Raw genomic sequence first — 24,842 nt, 5'->3', positions numbered from 1 at the left:
CCTGGAGGACTCGTTGTTCCTGACCCCGCACGAGCAGGAACGCCTGCTCATCCACGTCGCCGCCGACGTGGCCCGCCGCCGGCGCGAACGCGGCCTGCGGCTCAACCACCCCGAGGCGGTCGCGATCATCACCGCGTTCCTGCTGGAGGGCGCCCGCGACGGCCGTACGGTCGTCGACCTCATGGAGGCCGGCCGGCACGTGCTGACCCGCGACGACGTGCTCGACGGAATCCCCGAGATGCTGAAGGAGGTGCAGGTGGAGGCCACGTTCCCGGACGGCACCAAGTTGGTGACGGTGCACCACCCGATCGCATGATCCCCGGCGAGGTCTTCCCGGCCGACGAACCGGTCGAGATCAACGCCGGCCGTCCGGTGACCACGCTGATGGTGACCAACACCGCCGACCGGCCCGTCCAGGTCGGCTCCCACTATCACTTCGCCGAGGCCAACCCCGGTCTGGACTTCGATCGGGCCGCGGCGTGGGGACAGCGGCTGGCCGTCCCGGCCGGGACCGCCGTGCGCTTCGAGCCCGGCGTCAGCCGCGAGGTCGACCTCGTCCCGCTCGGCGGCGCGCGAGTCGTCCCGGGGCTGCGCGGCGAATGCGGCGGTGCGCTGTGAGCTACTTGGACCGGCGGCGCTATGCCGCCCTGTACGGGCCGACCACCGGCGACCGCATCCGGCTCGCCGACACCAACCTGATCGTCGAGGTCGAGGCCGACCACTGCGCCGGCGGCGACGAGGCCGTCTTCGGCGGCGGCAAGGTGATCCGCGAGTCGATGGGCCAGTCCCGGGCCACCCGCGCCGAGGGCACCCCCGACACCGTCATCACCGGCGCGGTGATCCTGGACCACTGGGGGATCGTCAAGGCCGACGTCGGCATCCGCGACGGCCGCATCGTGGCGATCGGCAAGGCCGGCAACCCCGACATCATGCCCGGCGTCCACCCGGACCTGGTGATCGGACCGTCGACCGAGATCGTCGCCGGCAACGGCAAGATCCTCACCGCCGGCGCGGTCGACACCCACGTGCACTTCATCTGCCCGCAGCTCGTCACCGAGGCCCTCGCCGGCGGCGTCACCACCCTCGTCGGTGGCGGGGTCGGCCCGGCGGAGAGCAGCAAGGCCACGACCGTCACCTCCAACGCCTGGCACCTCGCCCGCATGCACGAGGCGCTCGACGTGTGGCCGGTCAACGTCCTGCTGCTGGGCAAGGGCAACACCGTCTCCGAGGAGGCGATGTGGGAGCAGCTGCGCGGCGGGGCGGGCGGGTTCAAGCTGCACGAGGACTGGGGCACCACCCCGGCGGCCATCGACGCGTGCCTGCGCGTCGCCGACGCCTCCGGCGTCCAGGTGTCCATCCACACCGACACGCTCAACGAGGCCGGGTTCGTCCAGGACACCCTGCGGGCGATCAACGGGCGGGCCATCCACTCGTACCACACGGAGGGCGCAGGCGGCGGCCACGCGCCGGACATCATCACCGTCGCGAGCCTCCCCAACGTGCTGCCGTCCTCGACCAACCCGACCCGGCCGTACACCCGCAACACGCTCGCCGAGCACCTGGACATGCTCATGGTGTGCCACCACCTGTCGCCGGACATCCCGGAGGACCTGGCGTTCGCCGAGAGCCGGATCCGGCCCTCGACGATGGCCGCCGAGGACCTGCTGCACGACCTCGGTGCCATCTCGATCATCGGCTCGGACTCGCAGGCGATGGGGCGCATCGGCGAGGTGGTGATGCGGACCTGGCAGACCGCCCACGTGATGAAGGCCCGCGTCGGCGCGCTGCCGGGCGACGGCGCCGCCGACAACCACCGCGCCCGCCGGTACGTCGCGAAGTACACCATCTGTGCGGCGATGGCCAACGGCCTGGAGACCGAGGTCGGCTCGGTGGAGGCCGGCAAGCTCGCCGACCTGGTGCTGTGGGATCCGGCGTTCTTCGGTGTCCGCCCGCACGTGGTCATCAAGGGCGGCATGATCGCGTGGGGGCAGATGGGCGACGCCAACGCCTCCATCCCCACCCCGCAACCGGTCCTGCCGCGGCCGATGTTCGGCGCCTACGGTGTCGTGCCGGCGGCGACCAGCGTCGCGTTCGTCGCCCCGGCGGCCATCGAGGCGGGGCTGGAGCTGGACGTCCGGCGCCGGCTCGTCCCCGTCGCGGACGTCCGGTCCCGCGGCAAGGCCGACCTCCCGCACAACGGCGCCATGCCGCGCATCGAGGTCGAGCCCGACACGTTCACCGTCCGCATCGACGGGGAAGTGGTGGACCCGGACCCGGTGACCGAGCTGCCCATGGCCCAGCGGTACTTCCTGTTCTAGCCGCCATGGACACCACACTGCTGCTCCTCGCCGACGGCCGGTTCCCCTCCGGCGGCCACGCCCACTCCAGCGGCCTGGAGGCCGCGGTGGCCGCCGGGCGGGTCACCGGAATTCCCGAGCTGGAGGCGTTCCTGCGCGGCCGGCTGGCCACCGCCGGCCCCGTGACGGCGGCCTTCGCCGCGGCCACCAGACAGGCGGCGGCCGAGGCGGTAGCCCTCGGCGCCGTCCTGGCGGAGCTCGACGCGGAGCTCGACGCCCGCACGGCCTCGCCCGCGCTGCGGCTCGCCTCACGCCGGCAAGGGCGTGCGCTGCTGCGGGCCGGCCGGACCACCTGGCCGTCCCCGCTGTTCGCCCAGGTTCCGCACCACGCGGACGGCTGCCACCAGCCGATCGCGCTCGGGCTGACGGCGGCCGCCGCCGGCCTCACCACCGAGCAGACCGCGCTGGTCGCCACGCACGGGATCGTCACCGGTCCGGCCAGCGCCGCCGTACGACTCCTCGGGCTCGACCCCTATCAGGCCCAGGCGCTGCTGGCCCGGCTGGCCGCCACCTGCGACCGGGTCGCCGCACTCGCGGCCGCCGAGGCGGGCGCCGCGCCCGCCGACCTGCCGGCGAACACCGCACCACTGGCCGACATCCACGCCGAAACTCACGCCACCTGGGAGGTGCGTCTCTTTGCGTCCTGACAGCCACCACGACGAGACCGTTCCGCACAGCCACCCGCACCCCGACGTCGACCCGCACGCACCCCTCACCGACGCCGCCGACGGAGGACGGGCGCTGCGGATCGGCATCGGCGGGCCCGTCGGATCGGGCAAGACCGCCCTGGTCGCCGCGCTGTGCCGGGCCCTCGGTGGCGAGCTGCGCCTCGGCGTGGTCACCAACGACATCTACACCACCGAGGACGCCGACTTCCTCAAGCGCAACGCGGTCCTGCCACCGGAACGCATCCGTGCCGTGGAGACCGGCTGCTGCCCGCACACCGCGATCCGCGACGACATCTCCGCCAACCTCGACGCCGTCGAGGAGCTGGAGTCCATGCTCGGGCCGCTGGACCTGGTGCTGGTGGAGAGCGGCGGCGACAACCTCACCGCCACCTTCAGCAAGGGCCTCATCGACCAGCAGATCTTCGTCGTCGACGTGGCCGGCGGCGACAAGGTCCCCCGCAAGGGCGGGCCCGGGGTCACCGCCGCCGACCTGCTGGTCATCAACAAGACCGACCTGGCGCCCATGGTCGGCGCCGACCTGGCGGTGATGGACCGGGACGCCCGGGCCCGCCGCGGCGAGCTGCCCACGATCTTCCTGTCGATCGCGACCGACCCGCACGCCACCGCGGTCGCCGACTGGGTGCGCCATCTCGTCGCCTACCACCAAGCCCATCACCGTGCCCACCAAGCCCACCACCAAGCCCACCAAGAGGGCCGGCCGCACGCCCACGCCGCGACCGGCTGATGCGGGCGCACGCCAGGGTCGTCGCCGAGGCCGACGGCCGCGGCGGCACCCGGCTCGCCCAGCTCCGCGGCGAGACCCCGCTGCTGCTGCGGCGGACCGGTGTCGCCGCGGGCCTCGACGCCGGCTGGGCCACCGTGCACCTCGTCGGTGGCGCGGCCGGCCCGCTCGGTGGGGACGACCTGCGACTGGACATCGACGTCGGGCCGGGGGCGAGGCTGAGCCTGCGCACTGTCGCCGCGTCGATCGCCCTGCCCTCGCGTACGGGCGCACCCTCGCACCTCAACGTCCGGGTGACCGTCGCCGACGGCGGGACGCTGCACTGGCTGCCCGAGCAGACCGTCGCCGCCGCCGGCTGCCGCCACACCATCGCCGCGAGCGTCGACGCCGGCGAGGGCGCGACGCTGCTGTGGCGCGACGAGCTCGTCTGCGGCCGGCACGACGAAGCGCCGGGCGACCTCACGGTCAGCACGTCGGTGACCTACGCCGGCCGGCCGCTGCTGCGCCAGCGGCTCGACGTCGGTCCCGGCGCCGACGGCTGGGCCGGGCCGGCCGTCCTCGGCGCCGCCAGGGCGACCGGCTCGCTGCTGCACGTCCACCCGGGCGTGGCGCCGGGCGCGCCGCGCGTGCTCGGCCCCACCGCCGTCCGCGTGCCGCTCGCCGGGCCGGCCTCGCTGACGACGGCCACCGCGCCCGACGCCCATGCCCTGCGCCAGTACCTCTGCCTCGCCGCGCCGGATCCCGCCCCGGTGCCGCTGCTCCGGCCCCCATGAGCGGGCCGCCCGGTGCGGGTGCGCCGCTCTGGCCCGGCGGTGTGGTACATCCAAGTGGTGAAGTACATTTCCACGACGATGTGGTGAGCCGGTGTCAGACGACCGGTGACCCCGTGGCCGCGATCGAAGCCGCCGACCGGCTGGCGTGCCGCGTGCCCGAGGCGCACGCCGCGACGGTGTGCGTGGCGGTCCTCGACCTGACCGGCGGCCTGCTGACCTACTGCACGGCCGGGCACCCGCCGCCGCTGGTGGTCGGCCCGGACACCGCCCGCTACGTGCCGGCGTCCGGCGCCGGTCCGCTCGGCACCGGCGCCCGCTTCGCGGTCGCGACCGGCCAGGTCGAGCCGCACGAGGTGCTGCTGCTCTACACCGACGGCATCATCGAGCGACCCGGCCGCACCCCGGCGGCCGCCACGGTCGAGCTGGCCCGGGTCGCCACCGACGCGGTCGCCGGACGAGGCTTCGACGCCCCCGGCGACTCCGTCGTCGACCGCGTCTGCACCCAGACCCTCGAGCTGCTGGTACGCGAGACCGGGCACACCGACGACGTCACCCTGCTCGCCGCGGGCCGCCGCGTCCCCGCACCACCGCTGCGGCTGCACCTGCCCGCGGCCCGGTCCACGACCGCCGTCCGCGACGTGCTGACCGCCTGGCTGGCCGCCCACGACGCCGGCGAGGACGACCGGCTCGCCCTCGCCCACGCGGTCGTCGAGCCGACCACCAACGCTTACGAGCACGCCCGGCCCGACACCGGCGACGCCACCGTCACCCTCACCGCCGACCTGCACGACGACGGCCGTGCGCGGATCGACGTCACCGACAACGGCCACTGGCACGAACGGCCCCGCCCCGGCGACGAGCGGTTCCGCGAGGACCACGGACTCGGGCTGGCCATGACCGCCACCTTCGCCGACCGCCTCGACATCCACCGGGGTGAGCACGGCACCACCGCCACGGTGCACCGCCGGCTGTCAGGCTCGGCCCGCCTGCTCACCGCCGGCCAGATCAGCCACGGCGCCGTCCTGGCCGCGCACCAGGTGGCGGACCTGATGCGCATCGTCGAGCAGCCGGATTCGCCCAGCAACCGCATCGCCGTCCACGGCCCGCTCGACGCCCGCCACGCCACGGAGCTCCGCGCGGAGCTGGTCCGGCGCACGCTCGGCGGCACCCACCGGCTGACCGTCGACCTCACCGGCGTCACCCACCTCGCCAGCGCCGCCGTCGCCGAGCTGTACCGCCACCGTCAGGACGGATCCGGTCCGCTGCGGCTGTACGCACCCGCCGGCAGCACCGCCCACCACGTCCTCACGCTGATCAACCTCCCGCACACCACCGGCGACCCCGACCTGCCCGGCCCCGGCGGCGTCCACGGCTGAGCATCAGTCGAACGTGTAGATCTGCCTGCTCGACGTGTCGATGGTCTTGCCGAGCCGTGGCAGGAGCACCAGGGACAGGATCCCCAGCACCTCCAGCACCAGCAGCCAGACCGGCGCGGTCGGGTCCATGAGCAGGCCGATGGCCAGGGCCGCACCCGCGAACGCGAGATACGCCGCACCGAGAAGACCGACGACGAGGACAGCGGTCCACAGGCCGACGAGCAGCTGCCGCAGCGGCCGCACGCTGGCCAGGTCGGCGATGTTCAGCAGGACGATCGAAGCGGCCGCGGCGATGACCGTCCACCGCGAGGCGACGCCCCACCGCTGGTAGCTGAGCGCCTGGTCGAGGACGTACTGCCAGTCGACGTGGTCCACCTTCGTGACCGACTCCTCCTGGCTCAGCTGCACGACGAAGCCGACCAGCTGCGCGACGGCGTAGGCGATCGCGATGAAGCAGGCGCTGCACACGACGAACTTCACGGTCGCGCGCTGCCGTTCGGTGCTCCAGTACAGCGCCGAGTCGCGCGCGGTCCGCAGCGCCGTCCTGCCGTGGCGTGCGGCCGCGACGGCGAACTGCTTCCAGGCGAGCAACGTCAGCACGGTGGTGAGCACGCCGATGAGCAGCGCCGGCACCCCCAGCCACAGCAGGACGTGCATGACGACGTCTTGGGGGTCTGGCAGCTCCGGCATGCGACGAGTGTCGGCGTGGCCGGTGGCGGTCGACATCCGTCCATCGGCCGGAACCGCGCTGTTGAGTGGAGGCTTCGTGTCGCTGGTGGCGACAGGATTGTGCCCGTGCGGCTGTTGTCCAGGGGTCCCGGCCGCGCGGGGTCCCGCCTTCTTCCCGTGTCCGGATGCTGCCGCGATCGTATGATTCGGGAGTGGACCTTGGTGGGACGTCGATGTTGGGGGCGGTGCTCGACGCGGTCGAAGACGCGGCGCCGGTCGACGCCGTGGAGGCGATCACCCGGGAGCTGGTCAAGGCCCTCGACGCGCGGTCGGCGTCGTTCCTGATCGCCGACCTGGGCGGCCGCGCACTGGTCCGGCTGGCGTATGCGCCGCAGGAGCACCCCGCGGGCCCAGACGCGGGCCGCCGCCGCGGTGACGAGGTCGCCACCGTGCTGCCGTTCGACGGCGGGCCGACGGAGCAGGCCCTGCGGACACAGACACCGCAGGTGCTCGACGGCGACGACGGGTGGACGGTGTGGGCGCCGGTCACGGAGCGCGGCGAGGCGATCGGCCTGCTGGAGCTGGTGCTGCCGGACGAGCCCGACCCGCGGGCGGTGCAGGAGATCGGCCGGATCGCGCACCTGCTCGGCTTCGTGGTGATCGCCAACCGGCGGCACACGGACCTGTTCGAGTGGGGGCAGCGCACCACACCGTTCAACCTCTCCGCCGAGATCCAGCGCCGGCTGCTGCCCGGCGCGTTCACCTGCGAAGCCGGCGCCTTCACCCTGTCGGGCTGGCTGGAGCCGGCGGCCAGCATCGGCGGGGACACGTTCGACTACTCCCTGGCGCGCGACTCGCTGCACTTCAGCGTCACCGACGCGATGGGGCACGGGGTCGCGAGCGCGCTGACCGCCACGCTGGGCGTGGGCAGCCTGCGCAACACCCGCCGCCGCGGGCGGAGCCTCGTCGAGCAGGCCGAGGTCGCGAACGCCGCGGTGGCCGAGCACGCCTCCGCCGCGAGCACGTTCATCACCGCCGTCCTCGGCCGGATCGATCTTGCCGGCGGCGTGTGTACGTTGATCAACGCCGGACACCTGCCGCCGCTGCTGATCCGGGACGGGCGGGTCGAGCAGGTGCGGCTACCGCGCAACATCCCGCTCGGCATGCTGCCCGGCACGAGGTTCGACAGCGGCGAGCTGCGGCTGTCGGCCGGGGACCGGCTGGTGATCGTGACCGACGGGGTGCGGGAGCGCCGGGCCGCGCAGCTCGACCTGCCCGCCGAGCTGCTGCGGGTGGCCGGCCTGCACCCGCGTGAGGCGACCCGCGCCCTGGCCGACGCGGTCCTGCGGGTCGCCGGCCCCGTGCTCGCCGACGACGCCACGCTGCTGATCATCGACTGGTACGGCGAGCACGGCCAGAGCCGGCGCACCAGCGCCGGCGCCGACACGGATCGCGCCAGCGGGCCGCTGACCGACTGACCCGGCTGCCCCGCTGCCCTGCCTGCCATGGGGGTCCGTCAGCCGGTGTGCTGCACCAACTCGATGGTCAGGCCGCCCGGATGCCAGACCTGCACGGACCGGTACCCCTGCAGCGCGGCCAACCCGGCGTCGTTCCTCGCCCCGGCGACGATGTGGTCCTGTATGGACACCGCGACGACCCACACCCGTCCGGTCCCGGCGAGGCAGGCCTTCGGGTCGGCGCACTCCCGGGCCCAGAACGCGCCGATCTGCGCCGCCGACCTGTCCAGGTAGACGTCCTTGGGCCGGGCGGCGTCGGTGCGCAGGTAATAGTCCATCGTGCTGCGCAGCATGAACATCGAGCGGGCGCGGTCCGAGTCGCCGACGTAGACGATGCCGTCGCCCGGCCGCTGGCCGGAGCGGACGATACGCGCGGCGCCGAACCAGTTCGGAGGGGTGTACCACGGCCCGGCCGGGTAACGGTCCGCCTCATGGCCGGCCGGGCCGCGGATCGCCAGCTGGTCCGGCAGGCCGAGCAGACCGACGAGGACGGCACCGGCGACGACGGCCGGAATTGCTGCCCGCGCGAGCGCCCGCGCGGCGAGGAGCGCGAGCGCCGGGAGCAGGAACAGCAGGTAGCGCGGCCACCAGATCGGGGTGGACTGGGACACGACGAACCCCGCGATCGGCGGCGCCAGCACCCCGCCGGCGCACACCAGCAGGCTTCGCGTGCCACCTCGCCGCGACCCGGCCGCGGCCATGCCGACCAGTGCGCCGGCGACCAGCGTCGACGCCGTGACCATGGTCAGCGTCGGCAGGAGGTCGTGCGCCGCCGGCACCGGCATCCAGCCGATCTGGGTGGTGCGCTGGCGTCGGGCCACGAGGATCAACGGAGACAGCGCGGCGATGCCGAGGCCCGCCGCCGCCGGCCAGCGCAGCAGCCGCCGGTCCCGGTCGACGGCCAGCAGCCAGGCGACGGCGACGGCGTGGCCGGACAGGAGCAGGAGCGCGACGAGATGCGCGTACCCGACCAGGACGAGGGCGGCCGAGTACCAGGCCCAGCGCCCCCAGCCCGGCCGGTCCAGGGCGCGCACGAACAGGTAGGTGGCCAGGGCGGCCGCCAGGGTGGCGAACGCGTACGAGCGGGCCTCCTGCGCGAACCGGGACGTCGCCGGGATCGCCGCGAACAGCAGTCCCGCGGCGAGGCCGCCGGCGCCCCCGTGCAGGTGGTTGCCGGTGAGCGCGACCAGCGCCGCCGCGGCGGCCATGGCGAGCAGCGACGGGGTCCGCAGCGACGCGGCGGAGTCGCCGAAGACGGCGATCCAGTAGTGCATGAACAGGTAGTGGCCGCCGGCGACCGCATCCGTGTTGCCCAGGAGGTCGAACAGCTCCGGGACACTGCGGACGGCGGCGCTCCACGTCGCGATCTCGTCACGCCAGAGCCGGGGCGTCAGGTACTGGTAGCGACCCAGCCCCAGCATCACGAGCCCGGGCACGACCCAGAAGTAGTGGGCGGCAAGCAGCCGCCGCCATCGTGGGGTGACCGTCGGCACGCGCGGCTCGCCGGAACCGGCGGCACGCACGACCTCGCCGGTGATCGAGGCGCTGGTCAACGGATCTCCTCACTGCCGGCCCGGTGAGCCGGCAGTGACCCGGTCCCCGCCGGGCAAACGTCGTCGATTGCGTGAACCGGCGGGCTAGCGCCCGGCGGCTCACCCCGAGGTTCCGGCGCCGCAGCACCTCGGGACGCGGCCGGGCACCCGGCGGCGCCGGCCGGGAGGAGGAGGTGATTTCGCCCTGGCCCGTGCGTGAACCAGGACCGGCCGGGCAGGGGTACCGGACGCCGCACCGCCCCGCGTGGCCCGTCGATCCTCGGCACCCGGCCGTGGCGCGGCCTCGGGAAGGGCGTGTCATGGCGAGCGGTCAGGTCGTGGTCGGCGTCGACGGCACGGCGCCGTCGCTGGACGCCGTACGCTGGGCCGCGGCCGCCGCCCAGCGGCGGGACGGGTCGCTGCACGTCGTGCTGGCCTATCACTGGCGGGTGCCGGCGGCGTTCGCGCCGCCCGCCGACCTGGCCGAGACCGCGCAACACCTGGCCGAGATGCTCGCCGCCGACGCCGCCCGCGAGGCCGGGGCCGTCGCGGCAGGCATCGACGTCACCGCCGAGGCCGTGCTGGGGCAACCCGCCGGGGTCCTCATCCGGGCCGGCGAGGGTGCGGGGCTGCTCGTGGTCGGCACCCGCGGCCGCCACCGTGCCGTCGCCGCCGTGCTCGGCTCGGTCGCCCAGCAGGTGGCCACCCACGCCACCTGCCCGGTCGTGGTCGTGCGTGGCCGGCAGGACCCGTCCGGTGGCGTGCTCGTCGGTGTCGACGAGTCGCTGTCTGCCGACGGCGCGCTGGAGCTGGCCTTCGCCGAGGCCGCCCGGTGGCGGTGTGACGTCGTGGCGGTCCGGGCGATCGAGACGCCGATCGGGCCGCCGGCCGTCGGCCTGCCCCCGGTGCTGTACGACACGGTCGAGACCCGCCGGGTCCTGGAGGAAGCGGCGACCGCACGCGTCGCGGCGGCGGGGCAGCGGCATCCGCGGGTTCAGTGGGAGTTCCACGGCGTCACCGGCGACCCGGCCGACGTGCTGTGCGACCGGTCGCAGCAGGCGCGGCTCGTCGTGGTGGGCAGCCGCGGCCGCGGCGGGTTCGCCGGGCTGCTGCTCGGCTCGGTCGGGCTGCGGCTGCTGCACCGCGCCGACTGCCCGGTGCTCGTCGCTCACCGTCCGCCGGCACCGGCGCCCGGCGGGGCCGGACGTCCGGGAAACGGGTCGTCTGCCCTGTGCGACGGCGAAGGCCCGGGCAATGCTTGACGGTGTGGTCGAGGTCCCGCACGCATTGGAGGTGAGGGCAGTGTGTACCCCGCGGCAACTCCTGGCCGGAGCGCGGACGATCGCGGTCGTCGGAGCCTCCCGCGACCCGCTCGCGCCCGCGAACTGGGTGCCACGCATGCTGCAGGAGCACGGCTGGCGGACCATCCCGGTCAACCTGGAGGACGTCCGGCTGTTCGGCGAGCGGGTCTACGGCCGGCTGGCCGACATCCCGTGCCACGTCGACATCGTGAGCGTCTTCCGGCCCGCGGCCGACGTCCCCGGCATCGTGCGCGAGGCGGCGGCAGTCGGTGCCGGCGCCGTATGGCTGGAGCCGGGCACCGTCAGCCCGGAGGCGAGACACCTGGCCGAGGCGGCCGGCCTCGGCTACGTCGAGGACCTGTGCATCGGCGCGGAGCGGGCGCTGAGCCAGATGGTCGTCGGCGGCGTGACACCGGCGCCTCCGGTGTACGAAGGCCCCGGTGTGCCGCCGACGCCGGTGCCTCCGACGCCTGTGCCCCCGACACCCGTGCCCCCGACACCCGTGCCGCCGATGCCCGTGCCGCCGACTCCTGTGCCTCCGGCGCCCGAGCCGGTGGCGGGGGGCTTGGAGCCGCCCGCGCGGCCGGCGCCCGCACACGCGCGCTCGGCGGTGGCATGCCGATCGGCCCGGCAGGCGCGTCACCGGCCGCGCGGCCAGCGGCCCTCGGTCCGGCAGCGGTCGCTCCGGCGGGTCAAGGAGAGCCACGGCCGCATCGACGGCTACTACGACATCACCAGCGACCGCACCACCACCTGGCCGGACGGCCGGCGAGCGGGCGGCACCCGCGCCGGCCTGCTGCACGGCCGGCCGATGCGACGGATCTTCACCGCCTGGCTCGCCGACAGCGACCACGCGACGGCCTCCCGCCGAGCGGCGCCCCGGATCCGCCGCCAGACGGCGGCCGTCCTTTAGCCACCGGGCGGAGCGCTGCCGTCCCGGCCGCCACCGGCGGCTCCTACCCGCCCCGCGGCCGGCGACCCGTCAGCGCTCCGACTCGGCGGAGGCCCCGGCGGAGATCCCGGCGAAGACCGCGGCGAGGTCGACGAGACGGTTCGTGTAGCCCCACTCGTTGTCGTACCAGCCGAAGACCTTCACCAGGTGCCCGTCGGCGGCGGTGAGGCCGGCGTCGAAGACGCAGGACGACGGGTCGCCGATGATGTCCCGGGAGACCAGCGGCGCTTCGCTGTAGCGCAGGATCCCCGCGAGGGCGCCCGCGGCGGCCGCGGCGAACGCCGCGTTGATCTGCTCGGCCGTCGCGGGCCGCGCCAGCCGGCAGGTCAGGTCGGTCATCGAGCCGTTCTCCACCGGCACCCGCAGCGCGACACCCCCGAGCCTGCCGGCCAGATCCGGCAGGACCAGTCCGATGGCCTTCGCGGCGCCGGTACTGGTGGGGATGATGTTGACGGCCGCGGTCCGGGCCCGCCGCGGGTCCTTGTGCGGCGCGTCGAGGACCATCTGGTCGTTGGTGTAGGCGTGCACGGTCGTCAGGTATCCCTGCTCGATGCCGAACGCCTCGTGCAGCACCTTCGCCATCGGTGCCGCGCAGTTCGTGGTGCACGACGCCGCGGAGACCACGTCGTGCAGCGCCGGGTCGTAGGTGCCGCTGTTGACGCCGGGCACGATCGTCGCGTCGACCTCCTTGCCCGGTGCGGAGACGAGGACCTTCCTGGCGCCGGCCTTCAGGTGGCCCGCCGCGTCGTCGCGGGCGCGGAACCTGCCGGTGGACTCGACGACGAGGTCGACGTCGAGGTCCTCCCAGGGCAGGGACAGCGGGTCCTTGTGGCGGAGCACCTCGATGTACTGCCCGCCGACGGTCATGCCGCCGCCGGACGGGTCGACGTCCACCGCGGCGCGCAGGCGGCCGAACGTCGAGTCGTGCTGGAGCAGGTGGGCGAGCGTCGCCGTGTCGTAGAGGTCGTTGACCGCGACGACGGCGAGGTCGCCGCCGAGCATCCCGCGGTCGACGAGACAGCGGATGAAGTCCCGGCCGATCCGGCCGAACCCGTTGATGGCGATCCGGTATGTCATGGCGTCCTCCTGAGACCCCTGCCGTGGGACCGCGGCGGCCCCATCCGTCCCACCGTCACCCCACGCCGCGCGTTCCGGCACGGGCCGAAGGTCATCACCCGGCAGGGCCATCGTCGGGCCGTGGTGAACAGGACTTTTGCCCCTGCCGGTTCCGGCGGCTTCCCGGGACCGTGGTGGGTGGCAGGTGACGTCGGACGATCGAGGAGCGCGCCATGGTGGCGATCCACTACACCGCGCGTGGCGCGGCGCCGCTGACCGGTGCGGTCAGCCAGTCGCTGACGCGGGCCACGTTCGCCGCGCTCAACGCGCCGTCGGTGCAGGAGACGCAGCCGTGGCGCTGGCGGATCGACCGGGACCGGCTCGCCCTCTACGCGGACTGGAACCGGCGGCTGGCCGACGCCGACCCCGACGGCCGGCAGCTGCTGATCAGCTGCGGTGCGGCGCTGCACCACGCCCGCGTGGCCCTCGCCGCCGAGGGGGTGGGCGTCGACGTGTGGCGCTTCCCGGACCCCGCCGATCCGGCCCTGCTGACCGAGCTGCGCTGCACCGGCCCGGTCGAGCGGGCGCCGCGGGCCGCCGTGCTGCACCGCGCGATCGCGGTCCGGCGCAGCGACCGGCGCCCGTTCGCTGACGTGCCCGTGCCGCAGGAGCAGCTGGCGGTGCTCGAGGCGGCGGCCGGGGCCGGCTCGTACACGCTGAACGGACCTGACACGCAGCACCGTGCGGCGTACGTCGTGATCACCGCACCGGGTGCCGGGCCGGGTGACTGGGTCGCCGCGGGTGAGGCGATGTCGGCGGTCCTGCTCGCGGCGACCGCGGCCGGGCTCGTCTCGTCGCCGGTCGACGACCTGACGGCGCTGGCCGGTCCGCCGGAGTCCCCGGCAGGAGTCCCGGGGCCCGTCGCGGCGGTCCGGGTCGGCGTCGCGGGAAGGGTCGGCCCCGCGCCGGCGCGGGCCGTCTCCACCTGACCACCCTCCCGCCGGGAGAGCCGGCGAGGGCCGTCTCCGCCGGCGGGTCGTCGGTGCCGCTACAGGGGCACGTGCCAGGCGACCCTGGTGCCGGGGGAGGCCGGCTCGACCGTGCAGTCGCCGCCCAGGTCGGCGGCCCGGGCCCGCATGTTCGGCAGCCCGTGCCCGGCCGGGTCGGCGGCCGCGGCGATGCCCCGCCCGTCGTCCTGCACGGTCAGCGCCAGCCGCCCGTGCGTGACCGCCACGGTGACCTGCACCGAGCGGGCGTTCGCGTGCTTGGCGACGTTGCTCAGCGACTCGCGCAGCACGGCGAGGAGGGCGGTGCGCTGCGTGTCCGGCACGGCCGTGTCGACCGGCCCGTCGATGCGCAGCGCGGGCCGGAAGCCGAGCGCCTCGCGCGCCTCGTCGGCCAGGTCGCGGATCTCGGTGCGGAAGCTGTGCGGGGCGGGTCCGCGCAGCTCGAAGATGGCGCCGCGGATGTCGCGGATGGTGGTGTCGAGGTCGTTGACCACCCGGTCGATGCGGTGCCGCACGTCGGGCTGCCCGGACAGCCGGGTGGCGCCCTGCAGCTGCATCCCGGCGGCGAACAGCCGCTGGATGACGACGTCGTGCAGGTCGCGGGCGATGCGTTCCCGGTCGCCGACGACGGCCAGCATCTCCCGCTCGTCCTGCGCGCGGGCCCGCTCCAGCGCCAGGGCGGCCTGCCCGGCGAACGTCTCCACCATCGCCAGCTCGAGCCCTTCGGCGATGGCGACGCTGTCCTTGCGGTACGCGACGACGAGCACACCGAGCGCGACGCCGCCGACCGCGAGCGGCACGAGCAGCGCCGTGCCCGTGGACAGCAGCACCGGCCAGTTCGCCGCCGACCCGAGGTCGGTGACCACCGACAGTTGCTGCCGGTGCAGCACCTCGGTGAACTCGCTGCCCGCCACCGGGATCGACCAGCCGGCCGCGTCGTCCGGTCCGCCGACGGCGACCTCGACCGTGAGCCGCTCGGCGGTGTCGTCGACGAGCAGCACCATCGCCAGGTCCGCGTCCGCGACGTCCAGCGCCCGGCTCGCGACGAGCTCGAGGGCCTCGGTCCGGCGTACCTCACCCAGCAGCACCGACGTGATCTCCGCGGCCGCCATGAGCCAGCGCTGCCGCCGCTCCGCCTGCGCGTAGAGGCGGGCGTTGTCGATGGCGGCGCCGGCGGCGACGGACAGCGCGGCGACGAGGTTCTCGTCATCCTGCGTGAACTGCTCCCCGCCGCGCTTCTCCGCCAGGTACAGGTTGCCGAACACCTGGTCACGGATGCGGATCGGCACGCCCAGGAAGCTGTGCATCGGCGGATGGTTGGGCGGGAACCCGTACGCGCGCGGATGCTGGGTGATGTCCTCGAGGCGGATCGGGCGCGGCTCCTCGATAAGCAGCCCCAGCACGCCGTGGCCGCGGGGCAGGTCGCCGATCTCGGCGCGCTCGTCGGCCGTGACGCCGTGGTTGATGAACTCGACCAGCATCCGGTCGGGCCCGATCACGCCGAGCGCGCCGTACCGCGCGTCGGCGAGCTGGCAGGCGGCCCGCACGATCCGGTCCAGGGTGCTGTGCAGGTCGAGGTCGGAGCCGATGCCCACGACCGCGTCCAGCAGCGAGCGGAGCCGCTCCCGGCTGGTCATGACCTCGCCGACCCGGGTGAGCAGCTCCTGCAGCAGCGAGTCGAGGTCGACCCGCGACAGTGACGGCAGCGGCAGCGACGGCTGCCACGCGCTCTGCTCGCCGGTCACGGCTGCTTCAGCAGGCGGGAGGCGAGGACGGCGGCCTGGGTGCGCCGCTCGAGCCCGAGCTTCGCCAGCAGGCTGGAGACGTAGTTCTTCACCGTCTTCTCCGCCAGGAACATCCGCTCGGCGATCTCCCGGTTGGTCAGACCCTCGGCGATGTGCTGGAGGATCTTGCGCTCCTGGTCGGTGAGGTTCTTGAGCTCGTCGGGCTGCTCCGGGCCTTTACGGATGCGCTCCAGCACCCGGGCGGTGACGGCCGGGTCCAGCAGCGACTGGCCGGCGGCGACGCGGCGGATGCCGTCGATGAGGTCGGTGCCGTGGATCTGCTTGAGGACGTACCCGGACGCGCCGGCCATGATCGCGGCGAAGAGCGCCTCGTCGTCGTCGTACGAGGTGAGGATCAGTGCCTTGATGGACGGGTCGACGGAGCGGACGTCGCGGCAGACGTCGATGCCGCTGCCGTCGGGCAGGCGCCCGTCGAGGACCGCGACGTCGGGCCGCAGCGCGGGAATGCGGTGCGTGGCGTCGACGGCGGACCCGGACTCGCCGACGACCTCTATGTCACCCTCGCGCTCCAGCATCTCCCGAAGCCCGAACCGGACCACCTCGTGGTCGTCGAGCAGATACACCCGGATCATGTGGCCCCTTCCACCGTGACGTCTCGCCGGTACGGCACAATCTGCGCCCACCATCGTGTCACGCCCGGCCTGCCGCCCTGTGCGCCGGGGATGCCGCCGGCCGTCCCCGGGGCGCGGTCCGGCCGACGGCATCCCCGGCCCTGACCCGCCGCACGGGTGTGATCTGCCGGGTGATTCAGCGGGTGGGGAGGTTCGCCCCGCACTGTTGCGCCGGGACGGTCGGCGACCGTGGAGAGGAGGGACCGGACCTGTTCGGGAGGGTGCGATGACCGACGTCGACATCTGGTCGGATGCCACCTTCATGGCCGCGGTCGGCGAGGCCGTGTGGGCGCCGTCGATCCACAACAGCCAGCCGTGGCGGTTCCGGCGCACCGCCGACGGCATCGAGGTCCTGGTCGACCGTGACCGCGCCCTGCCGGTGTGCGACCCGGACCTGCGCGCGGCACGCATCTCGTGCGGCGCGGCCGCCTTCAACCTGCGCCTGGCGCTCGCTGTCGCCGGAGCGCCGGCGGCCTGCACGATCGGATCGGGCGACGTGGTGGTCCACCTCGTGCCCGACCGCGGCAGACCGGTCACCCCGGCGGAGTGCCGCCTGCACCGGCAGATCCGGCGCCGGCACACCAACCGGTCCGGGTTCGCGGAGGCCAGGGTCGCGCCGGGCGTCATGACGCAGCTGGTGGACGAGGCCGCCGACGAGGGCGGTTGGCTGCACGTCGTCGAGGACGACGAGTCGGCGCTGTGGACGGTCGCGCAGCTGACCCGGGAGGCCGACGCGCAGTTGAAGGCGGACCCCGCCTACGTCGCCGAGCTGCGCGCATGGACCTCGGCGGACGACGACGTGCAGGGGGTGGGGCGCGGCGCCGCGGGCGCCGCCCCCCACCCGGCCGAGATGATGCCCCGCCGCGACTTCGGCGGACCTCCCAGGGAGGACACCCGGGACCTCACCGGGGCCCCTGTCGTCGCCGTCCTCGGCTACCAGGGCGAACACCGCATGCACGAGATCCAGGCGGGCATGGTGCTGCAACGGGTGCTGCTGCGCGCCGCCGACCTCGGCCTCGCCACGGCGATGTACTCCCAGCCGATCGAGGTGCCGGCGGTCCGCGAGCGGCTGCGGCTCGCCCTGCGGCGCCCGTACGCCCCGCAGCTCGTGCTGCGGTTCGGGTACGCGCCGACGACGTGCTACACGAACCGCCGCCCGGTCAGCGACGTCATCGACCGCTGACCGCCGGCGCCGCGGTGCTGTCGCCCTGGTCAGCCGTGCCTCGGGCCGGGCGGCTGCCATGCTTCACTCGACCGGGGTCGACCGCTCCGACGGCGGGGAAGTGTCCGATCATCGCCCGACAGCGAGCGGGCAGGCCGACGACCGCGCCATCGCGGAGTGGTTGATTGGAGTCGGGTCGGCCCTACCGCAGATGGCGTCCGCCGGAGTCATCGCCCCCGCAGCACGGCAGCGTCGGGCCGGCCCGTACGGCGTGCCGGGGCGGCCCACCCGCGGCCGGCGCCGCGGGCCGACCGCCCGGGTCCGCCGGACGGCAGCGTGCTGTGGGCCGTCACCTGCGGGGCGTCCGGGACCGGGGGATGCCGGTGGACTTGCGGCGGGAGGTCTCGACGCCGGCGGTGTGCACCCGGCGGGTCGAGGCCGCCGTATCCTCCGCGGACAGTGCCGGCTCGGGCGAGCCGGTCGGTGCCGGGGCGGCGTCCGGCGCGGTGGGGCGGGACGCGAGCCGGTGGGCCGCCAGCACGGCCGCCAGCGGCGCCGTCACCAGCAACGGCACGAGGAAGCGCAGGTCGATGACCGACAGCGTGACGCTGAGCATCAGCAGGGACAGGCTCATGACCGCCAGCAGCACGCTGTCCGCGGCCTCCCTGTCGCGGAGCCGCCGGCCGCCGCCGCGCCTGCGCCGCACGGTCGCGGCGAGCGCGAACAGGGCGAGCAGCACCAGGGCCGACGGTGGCATCACGACGGTCTGCCCGTAGGCCCACAGCGCACTGTTCAGCGGCGTGACCGTGGGTGCGGCGCCGCCGGAGCCCGCCGGCCGGAAGCCGCGCGCCATGAGCGTCGCCGTGCAGTTGCTCACCTGGTTGCCGGACCGCCCGCCGGACGGCATGGTCCACAGGTCCGTGGTGCAGGCGATCCGGGCCGGTGCCGGCCAGCCCGGCTGCACGAGGTGCCAGGCGTCGGTGGCGACCGCGGCGGCGAAGTCCCCGGGCTGCTCGCGGATCGCCTTCAGCGCGAAGTGCCGGAAGAGCCAGTCGTGCTCCGGACCCGGATAGCGCGCGCCGATGCGGTCGCGGTCCAGCTCCCACAGGTACACGTCGCTGACCTCACGGTGGCCGAGCGGCTCCGGCGGGCAGATCTGCCGTTCCTGCGGGGTGAAGTCGGTGCGGGTGCAGTCGACGAACGTGGTGGTGCGCTGCCACAGGTACCGGCCGGTGTAGCTGTTCAGCGCGTAGGCGTCGTAATGCCGGTCGTACCACACCATGTAGGCGACGACGGGGACGACCAGCGACACGGTGAACAGCGCGATGCGCCGCCAGCCGACCCGCCGCACGATCAGGTACAGCACCACCAGCGCGGCGATGGGCTGGCCGACGGTGCGGGTGAGCGTGACCAGCGCGAAGACCAGACCGCTGAGGCCCATGAGCCACAGCGGGGGCCGCCGCGACCACATCAGCAGCGCGACGCCGGCGAGGAGGAGGAACGAGAACAGCGTCTCGGACAGCACGTAGTGCTCGAGCTGGATCTGGCGCGCGTCCAGGAGCACCGGCGCCGCCGCGAGGGCGGACCAGCTGCGCCGCACCCCTCGCCTGGTGCACAGCGCGTAGATGCCGACCCCCATGACCAGGCCCATCAGGTGCTGGACGGCGGAGACCGAGGCGATGTGGCCGGTCGTGCCGAGCACCTTGAGCATGGCCGGGTATCCGAAGGGCCAGATCGGGCTCGGCGTGCCGGAGCTCGCCGCGTCCATGTACGCCCGCGTGTCGTAGAAGTAGCCGAACGCCGGGTAGTAGGCGGCCATCATGCCGACCCGCAGCAGCGCGCCGGCCGCGACGAGCCCGGCGAGCGCCCGGTGCTCCCGGAGCCACGCGCCGGTCATCCGCCACGCGCCGGTCATCGGAGGGACGTCTGCGAGTTGACCGGGCGCTGCGCCGGGATCTCCGGGTCGGCGTCGGCCGCGGGCGGGCCCGTGCGGCGGCCGGCCGCACGCAACGACAGCAGGCTCGCGAACAGGCCTGAGAAGATCAGGATGATGCCCAGCGCGATGGCCGTCGCCGACGGCAGCACCAGGCGCAGGGTCTCCCGCGGGTCCAGCCGTCCGAAGCCGCCGGCGCCCCAGTCGGTGACCGCGACCAGCGTGCTGACCAGGCCGGCGAGCCCGACCAGCAGGCCACCGGCGACGCACCGTTCGAAGCTCAGCCACCGTACCCATCGGACGTGCTTGTCCTCGCGGGTGATGCCTTCCTGGATGCCGTACAGCCGGGCGAACCCGCCGAAGATCAGCAGCTGCGCCCCGACGAGCGTGGCGAGGGACGAGTAGACCAGCGCGCTGACGTCGAAGGAGACGCCGAACACGTGCCGCTCCCCGGGCAGCAGGAGGGCCGTGCCGGTCAGTCCGGTCAGCGCGAGGACCAGGCCGGGGAGGAGCAGCGTGCGCTTCGGCGCGAAGATGAGCAGGAAGCGCAGGTGCCGCCAGCCGTCCCGCCAGGTCCGCAGGTGCGGCGGGCGGCTGCGGCCGTCGCGCCCCAGCGGGGTGGCGACCTCGCTGATCGAGTACTTCGCCAGCGCGGCGCGGATGACCAGCTCGCTGGCGAACTCCATGCCCGCCATGCAGAGCCCGAGGGCGCGGATCCGGTCGCGGTGGAAGCCGCGCAGGCCGCAGTGGAAGTCGCCGACGCCCGGCAGCGCGAAGAGCACCCGGCCGAGCCAGGACAGCACGGGATTGCCGAGGTACCGGTGCAGCGCGGGCATGGCGCCGCGGGTGATGCCGCCCTTGAAGCGGTTGCCCATGACGACGTCCTTGCCGGCGCGCAGCTCGGTGATGAACGGGCCGAGGTTGCCGAGGTCGTACGAGTCGTCGGCGTCGCCCATGATCACGTAGCGGCCGCGGGCGGCCTCGATGCCCGCGAGGAGCGCGCCGCCGTAGCCGCGGACCGGGGCGTGGACGAGCGTCGCGCCGGCGGCCGTTGCGAGGGCCTGCGAACCGTCGGTCGACCCGTTGTCGGAGACGACCACCTCGCCGATGACACCGAGCTCGGCCAGCCCCTTCAACGCCTTCCGGACGCAGGTCTCGATGGTCTCCGCCTCGTTGAGGCAGGGCAGGACCACGCTCACTTCCACGGGGGCGGCGCTACCGGACATGAAAGGATTCCCCCGAGGTCGTCGAACGGGCAAAGTCGCGGAACGGGACGCCGACGGAGCGGGTCGGCGCGAAGTCGGGGGACGGGTCCTGGTTGAGCACGCTCACGACGCTGTCGCTGCGGAACGGCACGCGCAGGCCGACCACCTCGGCGGCCTTGAGCGGCAGCCAGACCGACCGCCACGGCACCGGCACCACGGCGACCCTGCGGCGTTGCCTGGCGGCGAGCTCCAGAAGGACCTGCCGCAGCGTCCAGCCGCGCTCGTGCGCGGCGATGACCGGCTCGCCGGGCGCGGCCAGCGCGGGCCGGACGACGAGACGGCGGATCAGGGCGGCGACGTCGTCCTCGTGCGCCGGGTAGAGCACCTGCCGGCCGTTGCCGATCAGCGGAACGACCGGCAGCCTGCGCACCATGGTGTTCAGGGCGCCGACCACGCCGCCGGGCTGGTCGCCGAAGACGAGGCCGGGCCGCACGACGAGGGCACCCAACCGGTGCGCCGCGTCCTCCACGGCGAGCTTGGCCCGGCCGTAGTCGCTGCGGCAGCCGGGGAAGGCGCTGATGGTCGAGATGAACACGATCGTCTGCGCACCCTCGGCGCGGGCCTGCTCCATCAGCCGGATCGAGCCCCGCACGTTGCGTGCCACCAGGTCCGCGCGGGTGTGCAGGGAGAAGTCCCAGGCGCAGTGGACCAGTGCGGTCACGCTGTTGTCGCGGAAGATGCCGGCGTCCGCCCCGCCGGCGAGGGTGAACCGTTCGGCGGGCGCGCTGCGGCCCAAGCGGACGACCCGGCCGACGCCGGCCAGCCGCTGGCAGATGCGGGAGCCGAGGTAGCCCGAGGCGCCGGTGACCGCGATCCTCACCGCTGCGCCCCCGGATGGGCGCCGATGCGGTAGGCGTTCGCCATGACGGTCAGCGTGATCGTGCTCGCGGTGATGGTGGGGAACACGCTGGAGTCGACGAGGTGCACGCGCTCGAACCCGGCCGGACGCCCCAGCGGGTCGGTCTCGAGCTCGCCCGGCTGCCGTCGCATCGGCAGCGTGCCACCGCAGTGGAAGCCGCGCCCCGGCTCGCCGAGCTTCATCGCCGCGCCCAGCGGCACCGCCCGGATCAGGGAACGGTGCCGGCGCAGCTTCGCGACGAGCCTCCTGAGCACGCCGCGGGTCCGCGGGCTGCGCCGCCCCTGGAGGTCGAGCACCCCGTCGCGGCGCAGGGTGAGGCCGATCTCGCCGGACAGGTCCGAGTGCAGGTACCCCTGGATCAGCAGCATCCGGCGCAGGAACGCCGCCGAGATCGGCCGGAACGCCGGCCGCGCCGCGCGCAGGGCCGTGGCGATCGCCTGCCGGTAGAGCTCGTTGTAGGTGTAGACCTGCATGTGGACGCTGTTGGCGGACAGTTCGGGGTCGAACACCTCCAGGAACGCCTGAGCGAGCGTGTGCAGCGGTTCATCGAAGACACCCTGGACGCCCGCGTAGCGCAGCATCGGCAGCAGGAAGTACTGGCTGTCGCGGACGACGACCTCGCGGTCGTAGGCGCCGATCGACGCCAGCACGAGCTTGGTGGTGCTCAGCACGCCGGCGCCGACGTAGAGCCGGGAGGCGACGTGCCGGACCGCCTCGCCGGTACGCCGGTCGCGGCCCTCGATGTGCACCTCGCCGCCGCGCTCGGTGAACCCGGTGACGACCACGCCCGGCACGTAGGTGACCTTCCGCTGCGCGACGAGCTCCTGCAGCGTGCGCGCCGGGTTGTAGATCAGCCCGTACGGGCAGCCGAACATGCACAGGCCGCACCGCTCGCACGGCTGCCCGCCGGCGTTGCGGCTGGCGACCGCGAGCCGGGCCCGGCCGAACAGGAACCCGTTGCTGCGCAGGGCCTCGCGGTGGGACCGCAGGTCACGCAGCAACGCCTCGGCCTGCCGGCTCACCGGCAGCGACTCCAGCCGCGGCGCGTAGGTGGGGAACTGCTCCGCCAGGTCGTCGTCGGCGCCCGACAGCCCGACGAACGACAGCACCTGCTCGAAGCACGGGCCCAGCTCGCCGGGCCCGGTCGGCCAGGACTCCAGCTCCGCCGGCAGGTAGGGCAGCACCGCCGCCCCCCAGACGTTGCCGAACCCGCCCTTGCCGAACGACGGCACCACGCCGACACCGGTCGCGCGGGACGGCAGGTGCCGGTCGGCGTCCCGGTACGGGAAGTCGGAACCGAAGCTGACCTTCAGCGGGACGCCGCCGGGTCCCGCGCCCATGTTGGCCTTGACCGCCGACACGTCGCCGGGGCTCCACTGCGCCGGCCGCTCGGCGGCCATCCGTGCGACGGTCGACGCGCGGGCGGGTTCGAGCGTCAGACCCGCGTCCAGCACCGTGACGTGCAGACCTTGCCGGGTCAGGGCGACCGCCGCCGCGGTGCCGGCCGGACCGGACCCGATGACATAGATCATGCCTGGATGCCGCCGGGGGTCAGGCACGGCACGGCGTCACGGGCCGGGCGCGCCGCCGGGACGGTCCACAGTGGACCTCGGTCGGCTTGATGGTGGTGGTGCTGCGCACGCGGGCTCATGGCTCACCTCTGCCGGCAGTCCACCACCGCCGAAGCATGGCGGACGCCGGCATCGGCCGTTTCTCACCCGGGCCTCACCCGAAATTCACACATGAACCGCGGGACCGGACCGGCGGCCGTATGGTCCCGGCGATTCGGGTCGTAGGTCCCTGGGCTCGCGCGCTGTGCGCTCCGATCCTGGAGACCAGCAGCTCACCCGCGGCCGACGGCCGCCGTACGCCGGAGCCGCCACCCGAACCTACGGAAGTGACGATGATGAGTAGACACACTGCACCCGCGGTGACCGGGGCGCGCCGGGGGATGATGCTGGCGATCGCCACGGCCGGCTTCGCGGTCAACTTCTGGGCCTGGGCGCTGCTGAGCCCGCTCGCGCCGAAGCTGAAGGACGCCCTGCACCTGAGCCCGCTGCAGCAGGCGCTGCTGGTCGCGGTGCCCGTCGTGGTCGGCTCGCTCGGCCGGATCCCGGTCGGCGCGCTGACCGACCGGTTCGGCGGGCGGGTCATGTTCCCGCTGGTGTCGCTCGCGACGATCGTCCCGGTGCTGTACCTGGGGCTCGCCGGGCAGCAGTCGCTCACCGGCCTGCTCGTCGGCGGCTTCTTCCTCGGCATCGGCGGGACCGCTTTCGCCGTCGGCGTCCCGTTCGTCACCGCCTGGTTCCCGCCCGCGAAGCGCGGCCTCGCCGTCGGCGTCTTCGGCATGGGCATGGGCGGCACCGCGATCAGCGCGCTCACCACCGTCAAGCTCGTCGGCGCCTACGGCAGCGCGATGCCGTTCGTGCTCACCGCGATCGTCCTCGCCGCCTACGCGCTGCTGGCCGGGCTGCTGCTGCGCGACGCGCCGGGCCGGACCGTGCCCGCCGAGCCGCTCGGCCGCCGCCTCGCCGCCACGCTCAAGCTCCGCGTCACCTGGCACGCCTCCGCCCTCTACGCGGTCGCGTTCGGCGGCTACGTCGCGTTCTCCGTCTACCTGCCCGCGTACCTGAAGACCGCGTACGGCCTCGCGCAGGCCGACGCCGCCAACCGCATGGCCGGGTTCGTGCTGCTCGCCGTGGTGATGCGACCGATCGGCGGCTGGTTGTCCGACCGGATCGAACCGGCCCGGGTCCTGACCGGCACCCTGCTGGTCGTCGGGGTCGCGGCGCTCGTGCAGACGTTCACGCCGGCCCTCGCGCCGCTGGGCACCGTGGCCTTCCTGTCCCTGGCGGCCGCGCTCGGCGCCGGCAGCGGAGCGACGTTCGCGCTCGTCGCGCAGCTCGCCCCGGCGAACAAGGTCGGTTCCGTGACCGGTGTGGTGGGCGCCGCGGGCGGCCTCGGCGGATTCGTGCCGCCGCTGCTGATGGGCAGCATCTACGGCCGGTACGGCTCCTACGCGGTCGGTCTCGCGCTGCTCGCGGTCGTCGCGGCGGCCGCGGTGCTGCTGACCGCCACCGTCGTGCGCAGGTCGGCGCGTGCGGTCCCCGGCCGTGCCTGACCCGCTCATGGCCCCGCCGCCCGGTGTGCGCCGGGCGGCGGGGCCGCCGCGTGCGGGCCCCGCCCGGCGCGGGCCATGGCGGCGGACAATCGTTACTGGAAGCGACCTTTCGGCGAGGAACGGGCGACATGTCCGG

Annotated in this window: 21 protein-coding genes and 1 pseudogene; 13 read left to right on the top strand and 9 right to left on the bottom strand. The window is 74.3% G+C overall.

All coding sequences use genetic code 11. The features are described from left to right. Positions 1-13 precede the first annotated feature (13 nt). The 7 genes from ACQEVZ_RS05910 to ACQEVZ_RS05880 all read left to right on the top strand — a co-directional run bounded on the left by ACQEVZ_RS05910 (position 14) and on the right by ACQEVZ_RS05880 (position 5,916). Positions 14-316, top strand: coding sequence for an urease subunit gamma (locus ACQEVZ_RS05910; protein WP_344505886.1), 303 nt, complete (start codon positions 14-16; stop codon positions 314-316). Then, positions 313-618 (top strand): urease subunit beta, encoded by a 306-nt coding sequence (locus ACQEVZ_RS05905; RefSeq protein ID WP_344505885.1) that lies wholly within the window; start codon positions 313-315, stop codon positions 616-618. The genes ACQEVZ_RS05910 and ACQEVZ_RS05905 overlap by 4 nt, the downstream gene beginning before the upstream one ends. After that, positions 615-2,318 (top strand): urease subunit alpha, encoded by a 1,704-nt coding sequence (locus tag ACQEVZ_RS05900; protein WP_433362325.1) that lies wholly within the window; start codon positions 615-617, stop codon positions 2,316-2,318. The genes ACQEVZ_RS05905 and ACQEVZ_RS05900 overlap by 4 nt, the downstream gene beginning before the upstream one ends. A 5-nt stretch (positions 2,319-2,323) precedes the next feature. After that, the gene (locus ACQEVZ_RS05895) at positions 2,324-3,004 is read left to right on the top strand and encodes an urease accessory protein UreF (protein WP_344505883.1); all 681 of its coding nucleotides are present in this window, start codon (positions 2,324-2,326) and stop codon (positions 3,002-3,004) included. Beyond that, positions 2,994-3,770 (top strand): urease accessory protein UreG, encoded by a 777-nt coding sequence (ureG, locus tag ACQEVZ_RS05890; protein ID WP_433362321.1) that lies wholly within the window; start codon positions 2,994-2,996, stop codon positions 3,768-3,770. The genes ACQEVZ_RS05895 and ureG overlap by 11 nt, the downstream gene beginning before the upstream one ends. Continuing rightward, positions 3,770-4,540 carry an urease accessory protein UreD gene (locus ACQEVZ_RS05885; RefSeq protein ID WP_433362318.1) on the top strand — a complete coding sequence of 257 codons (771 nt, stop codon included), beginning with the start codon at positions 3,770-3,772 and terminating at the stop codon, positions 4,538-4,540. The genes ureG and ACQEVZ_RS05885 overlap by 1 nt, the downstream gene beginning before the upstream one ends. 113 nt (positions 4,541-4,653) lie before the next feature. After that, on the top strand, positions 4,654-5,916 hold the full coding sequence (locus ACQEVZ_RS05880) for a SpoIIE family protein phosphatase (RefSeq protein WP_433362315.1): 1,263 nt from the start codon (positions 4,654-4,656) through the stop codon (positions 5,914-5,916). A 3-nt stretch (positions 5,917-5,919) separates the two neighbouring features. On the opposite strand, the gene ACQEVZ_RS05875 is transcribed toward ACQEVZ_RS05880, so the two are convergent. After that, positions 5,920-6,606 carry a hypothetical protein gene (locus ACQEVZ_RS05875; RefSeq protein ID WP_433362312.1) on the bottom strand — a complete coding sequence of 229 codons (687 nt, stop codon included), beginning with the start codon at positions 6,604-6,606 and terminating at the stop codon, positions 5,920-5,922. 191 nt (positions 6,607-6,797) lie between these two features. On the opposite strand from ACQEVZ_RS05875, the gene ACQEVZ_RS05870 reads away from it, so the two are divergent. After that, a complete protein-coding gene (locus ACQEVZ_RS05870; RefSeq protein ID WP_433362309.1) occupies positions 6,798-8,063 on the top strand; it encodes a PP2C family protein-serine/threonine phosphatase in 1,266 nt (421 codons plus the stop codon). 38 nt (positions 8,064-8,101) lie between these two features. On the opposite strand, the gene ACQEVZ_RS05865 is transcribed toward ACQEVZ_RS05870, so the two are convergent. Further along, positions 8,102-9,655 (bottom strand): glycosyltransferase family 39 protein, encoded by a 1,554-nt coding sequence (locus ACQEVZ_RS05865; protein ID WP_433362306.1) that lies wholly within the window; start codon positions 9,653-9,655, stop codon positions 8,102-8,104. Between the two features lie 299 nt (positions 9,656-9,954). Here ACQEVZ_RS05865 and ACQEVZ_RS05860 point away from each other — a divergent pair, with 299 nt between their 5' ends. Both ACQEVZ_RS05860 and ACQEVZ_RS05855 read left to right on the top strand, forming a co-directional pair. Next, complete coding sequence (locus ACQEVZ_RS05860; protein WP_433362303.1) at positions 9,955-10,896, top strand: universal stress protein; 942 nt, start codon at positions 9,955-9,957, stop codon at positions 10,894-10,896. Continuing rightward, positions 10,889-11,317 (top strand): annotated as a pseudogene (locus ACQEVZ_RS05855) (CoA-binding protein); the annotation flags it as partial. The gene ACQEVZ_RS05860 and the pseudogene ACQEVZ_RS05855, both read left to right, overlap by 8 nt. A gap of 600 nt (positions 11,318-11,917) precedes the next feature. Here the strand turns inward: ACQEVZ_RS05855 and gap are convergent. Continuing rightward, positions 11,918-12,964 carry a type I glyceraldehyde-3-phosphate dehydrogenase gene (gene gap, locus ACQEVZ_RS05850; protein ID WP_433362300.1) on the bottom strand — a complete coding sequence of 349 codons (1,047 nt, stop codon included), beginning with the start codon at positions 12,962-12,964 and terminating at the stop codon, positions 11,918-11,920. Positions 12,965-13,176: 212 nt separating this feature from the next. Between gap and ACQEVZ_RS05845 the strand changes: the two genes are divergently transcribed. Further along, positions 13,177-13,932 carry a hypothetical protein gene (locus ACQEVZ_RS05845; RefSeq protein ID WP_433362297.1) on the top strand — a complete coding sequence of 252 codons (756 nt, stop codon included), beginning with the start codon at positions 13,177-13,179 and terminating at the stop codon, positions 13,930-13,932. A gap of 59 nt (positions 13,933-13,991) precedes the next feature. Here ACQEVZ_RS05845 and ACQEVZ_RS05840 read toward each other — a convergent pair whose 3' ends face one another. Next, positions 13,992-15,656 carry a GAF domain-containing protein gene (locus ACQEVZ_RS05840; protein ID WP_433376634.1) on the bottom strand — a complete coding sequence of 555 codons (1,665 nt, stop codon included), beginning with the start codon at positions 15,654-15,656 and terminating at the stop codon, positions 13,992-13,994. 35 nt (positions 15,657-15,691) lie between these two features. Then, positions 15,692-16,327, bottom strand: coding sequence for a response regulator transcription factor (locus ACQEVZ_RS05835; RefSeq protein ID WP_363410300.1), 636 nt, complete (start codon positions 16,325-16,327; stop codon positions 15,692-15,694). Positions 16,328-16,592: 265 nt separating this feature from the next. Between ACQEVZ_RS05835 and ACQEVZ_RS05830 the strand changes: the two genes are divergently transcribed. Continuing rightward, positions 16,593-17,549, top strand: a complete 957-nt coding sequence (locus ACQEVZ_RS05830) for an Acg family FMN-binding oxidoreductase (protein ID WP_433362293.1) — start codon at positions 16,593-16,595, stop codon at positions 17,547-17,549. 328 nt (positions 17,550-17,877) lie between these two features. Here ACQEVZ_RS05830 and ACQEVZ_RS05825 read toward each other — a convergent pair whose 3' ends face one another. The 4 genes from ACQEVZ_RS05825 to ACQEVZ_RS05810 are packed head-to-tail and all read right to left on the bottom strand — an operon-like array spanning position 17,878 to position 23,117. Then, on the bottom strand, positions 17,878-19,443 hold the full coding sequence (locus ACQEVZ_RS05825; protein WP_433362290.1) for a hypothetical protein: 1,566 nt from the start codon (positions 19,441-19,443) through the stop codon (positions 17,878-17,880). After that, the gene (locus tag ACQEVZ_RS05820) at positions 19,440-20,666 is read right to left on the bottom strand and encodes a glycosyltransferase family 2 protein (protein ID WP_433362287.1); all 1,227 of its coding nucleotides are present in this window, start codon (positions 20,664-20,666) and stop codon (positions 19,440-19,442) included. Before ACQEVZ_RS05820 ends, ACQEVZ_RS05825 begins: the two co-directional genes overlap by 4 nt. A 10-nt stretch (positions 20,667-20,676) precedes the next feature. Then, complete coding sequence (locus ACQEVZ_RS05815) at positions 20,677-21,546, bottom strand: NAD-dependent epimerase/dehydratase family protein (RefSeq protein WP_433362284.1); 870 nt, start codon at positions 21,544-21,546, stop codon at positions 20,677-20,679. Beyond that, a complete protein-coding gene (locus ACQEVZ_RS05810; RefSeq protein WP_433362281.1) occupies positions 21,543-23,117 on the bottom strand; it encodes a GMC oxidoreductase in 1,575 nt (524 codons plus the stop codon). The genes ACQEVZ_RS05815 and ACQEVZ_RS05810 overlap by 4 nt, the downstream gene beginning before the upstream one ends. A gap of 374 nt (positions 23,118-23,491) precedes the next feature. Between ACQEVZ_RS05810 and ACQEVZ_RS05805 the strand changes: the two genes are divergently transcribed. Next, positions 23,492-24,706, top strand: coding sequence for an MFS transporter (locus ACQEVZ_RS05805; RefSeq protein WP_433362278.1), 1,215 nt, complete (start codon positions 23,492-23,494; stop codon positions 24,704-24,706). The last annotated feature ends 136 nt before the right edge of the window (positions 24,707-24,842 follow it).

Origin of the sequence: Dactylosporangium sp. CA-152071, from assembly GCF_050936335.1 — a bacterium.
Classification (GTDB): Bacteria; Actinomycetota; Actinomycetes; order Mycobacteriales; family Micromonosporaceae; genus Dactylosporangium; species Dactylosporangium maewongense.
This window is presented reverse-complemented; position numbering and strand designations above follow the sequence as displayed.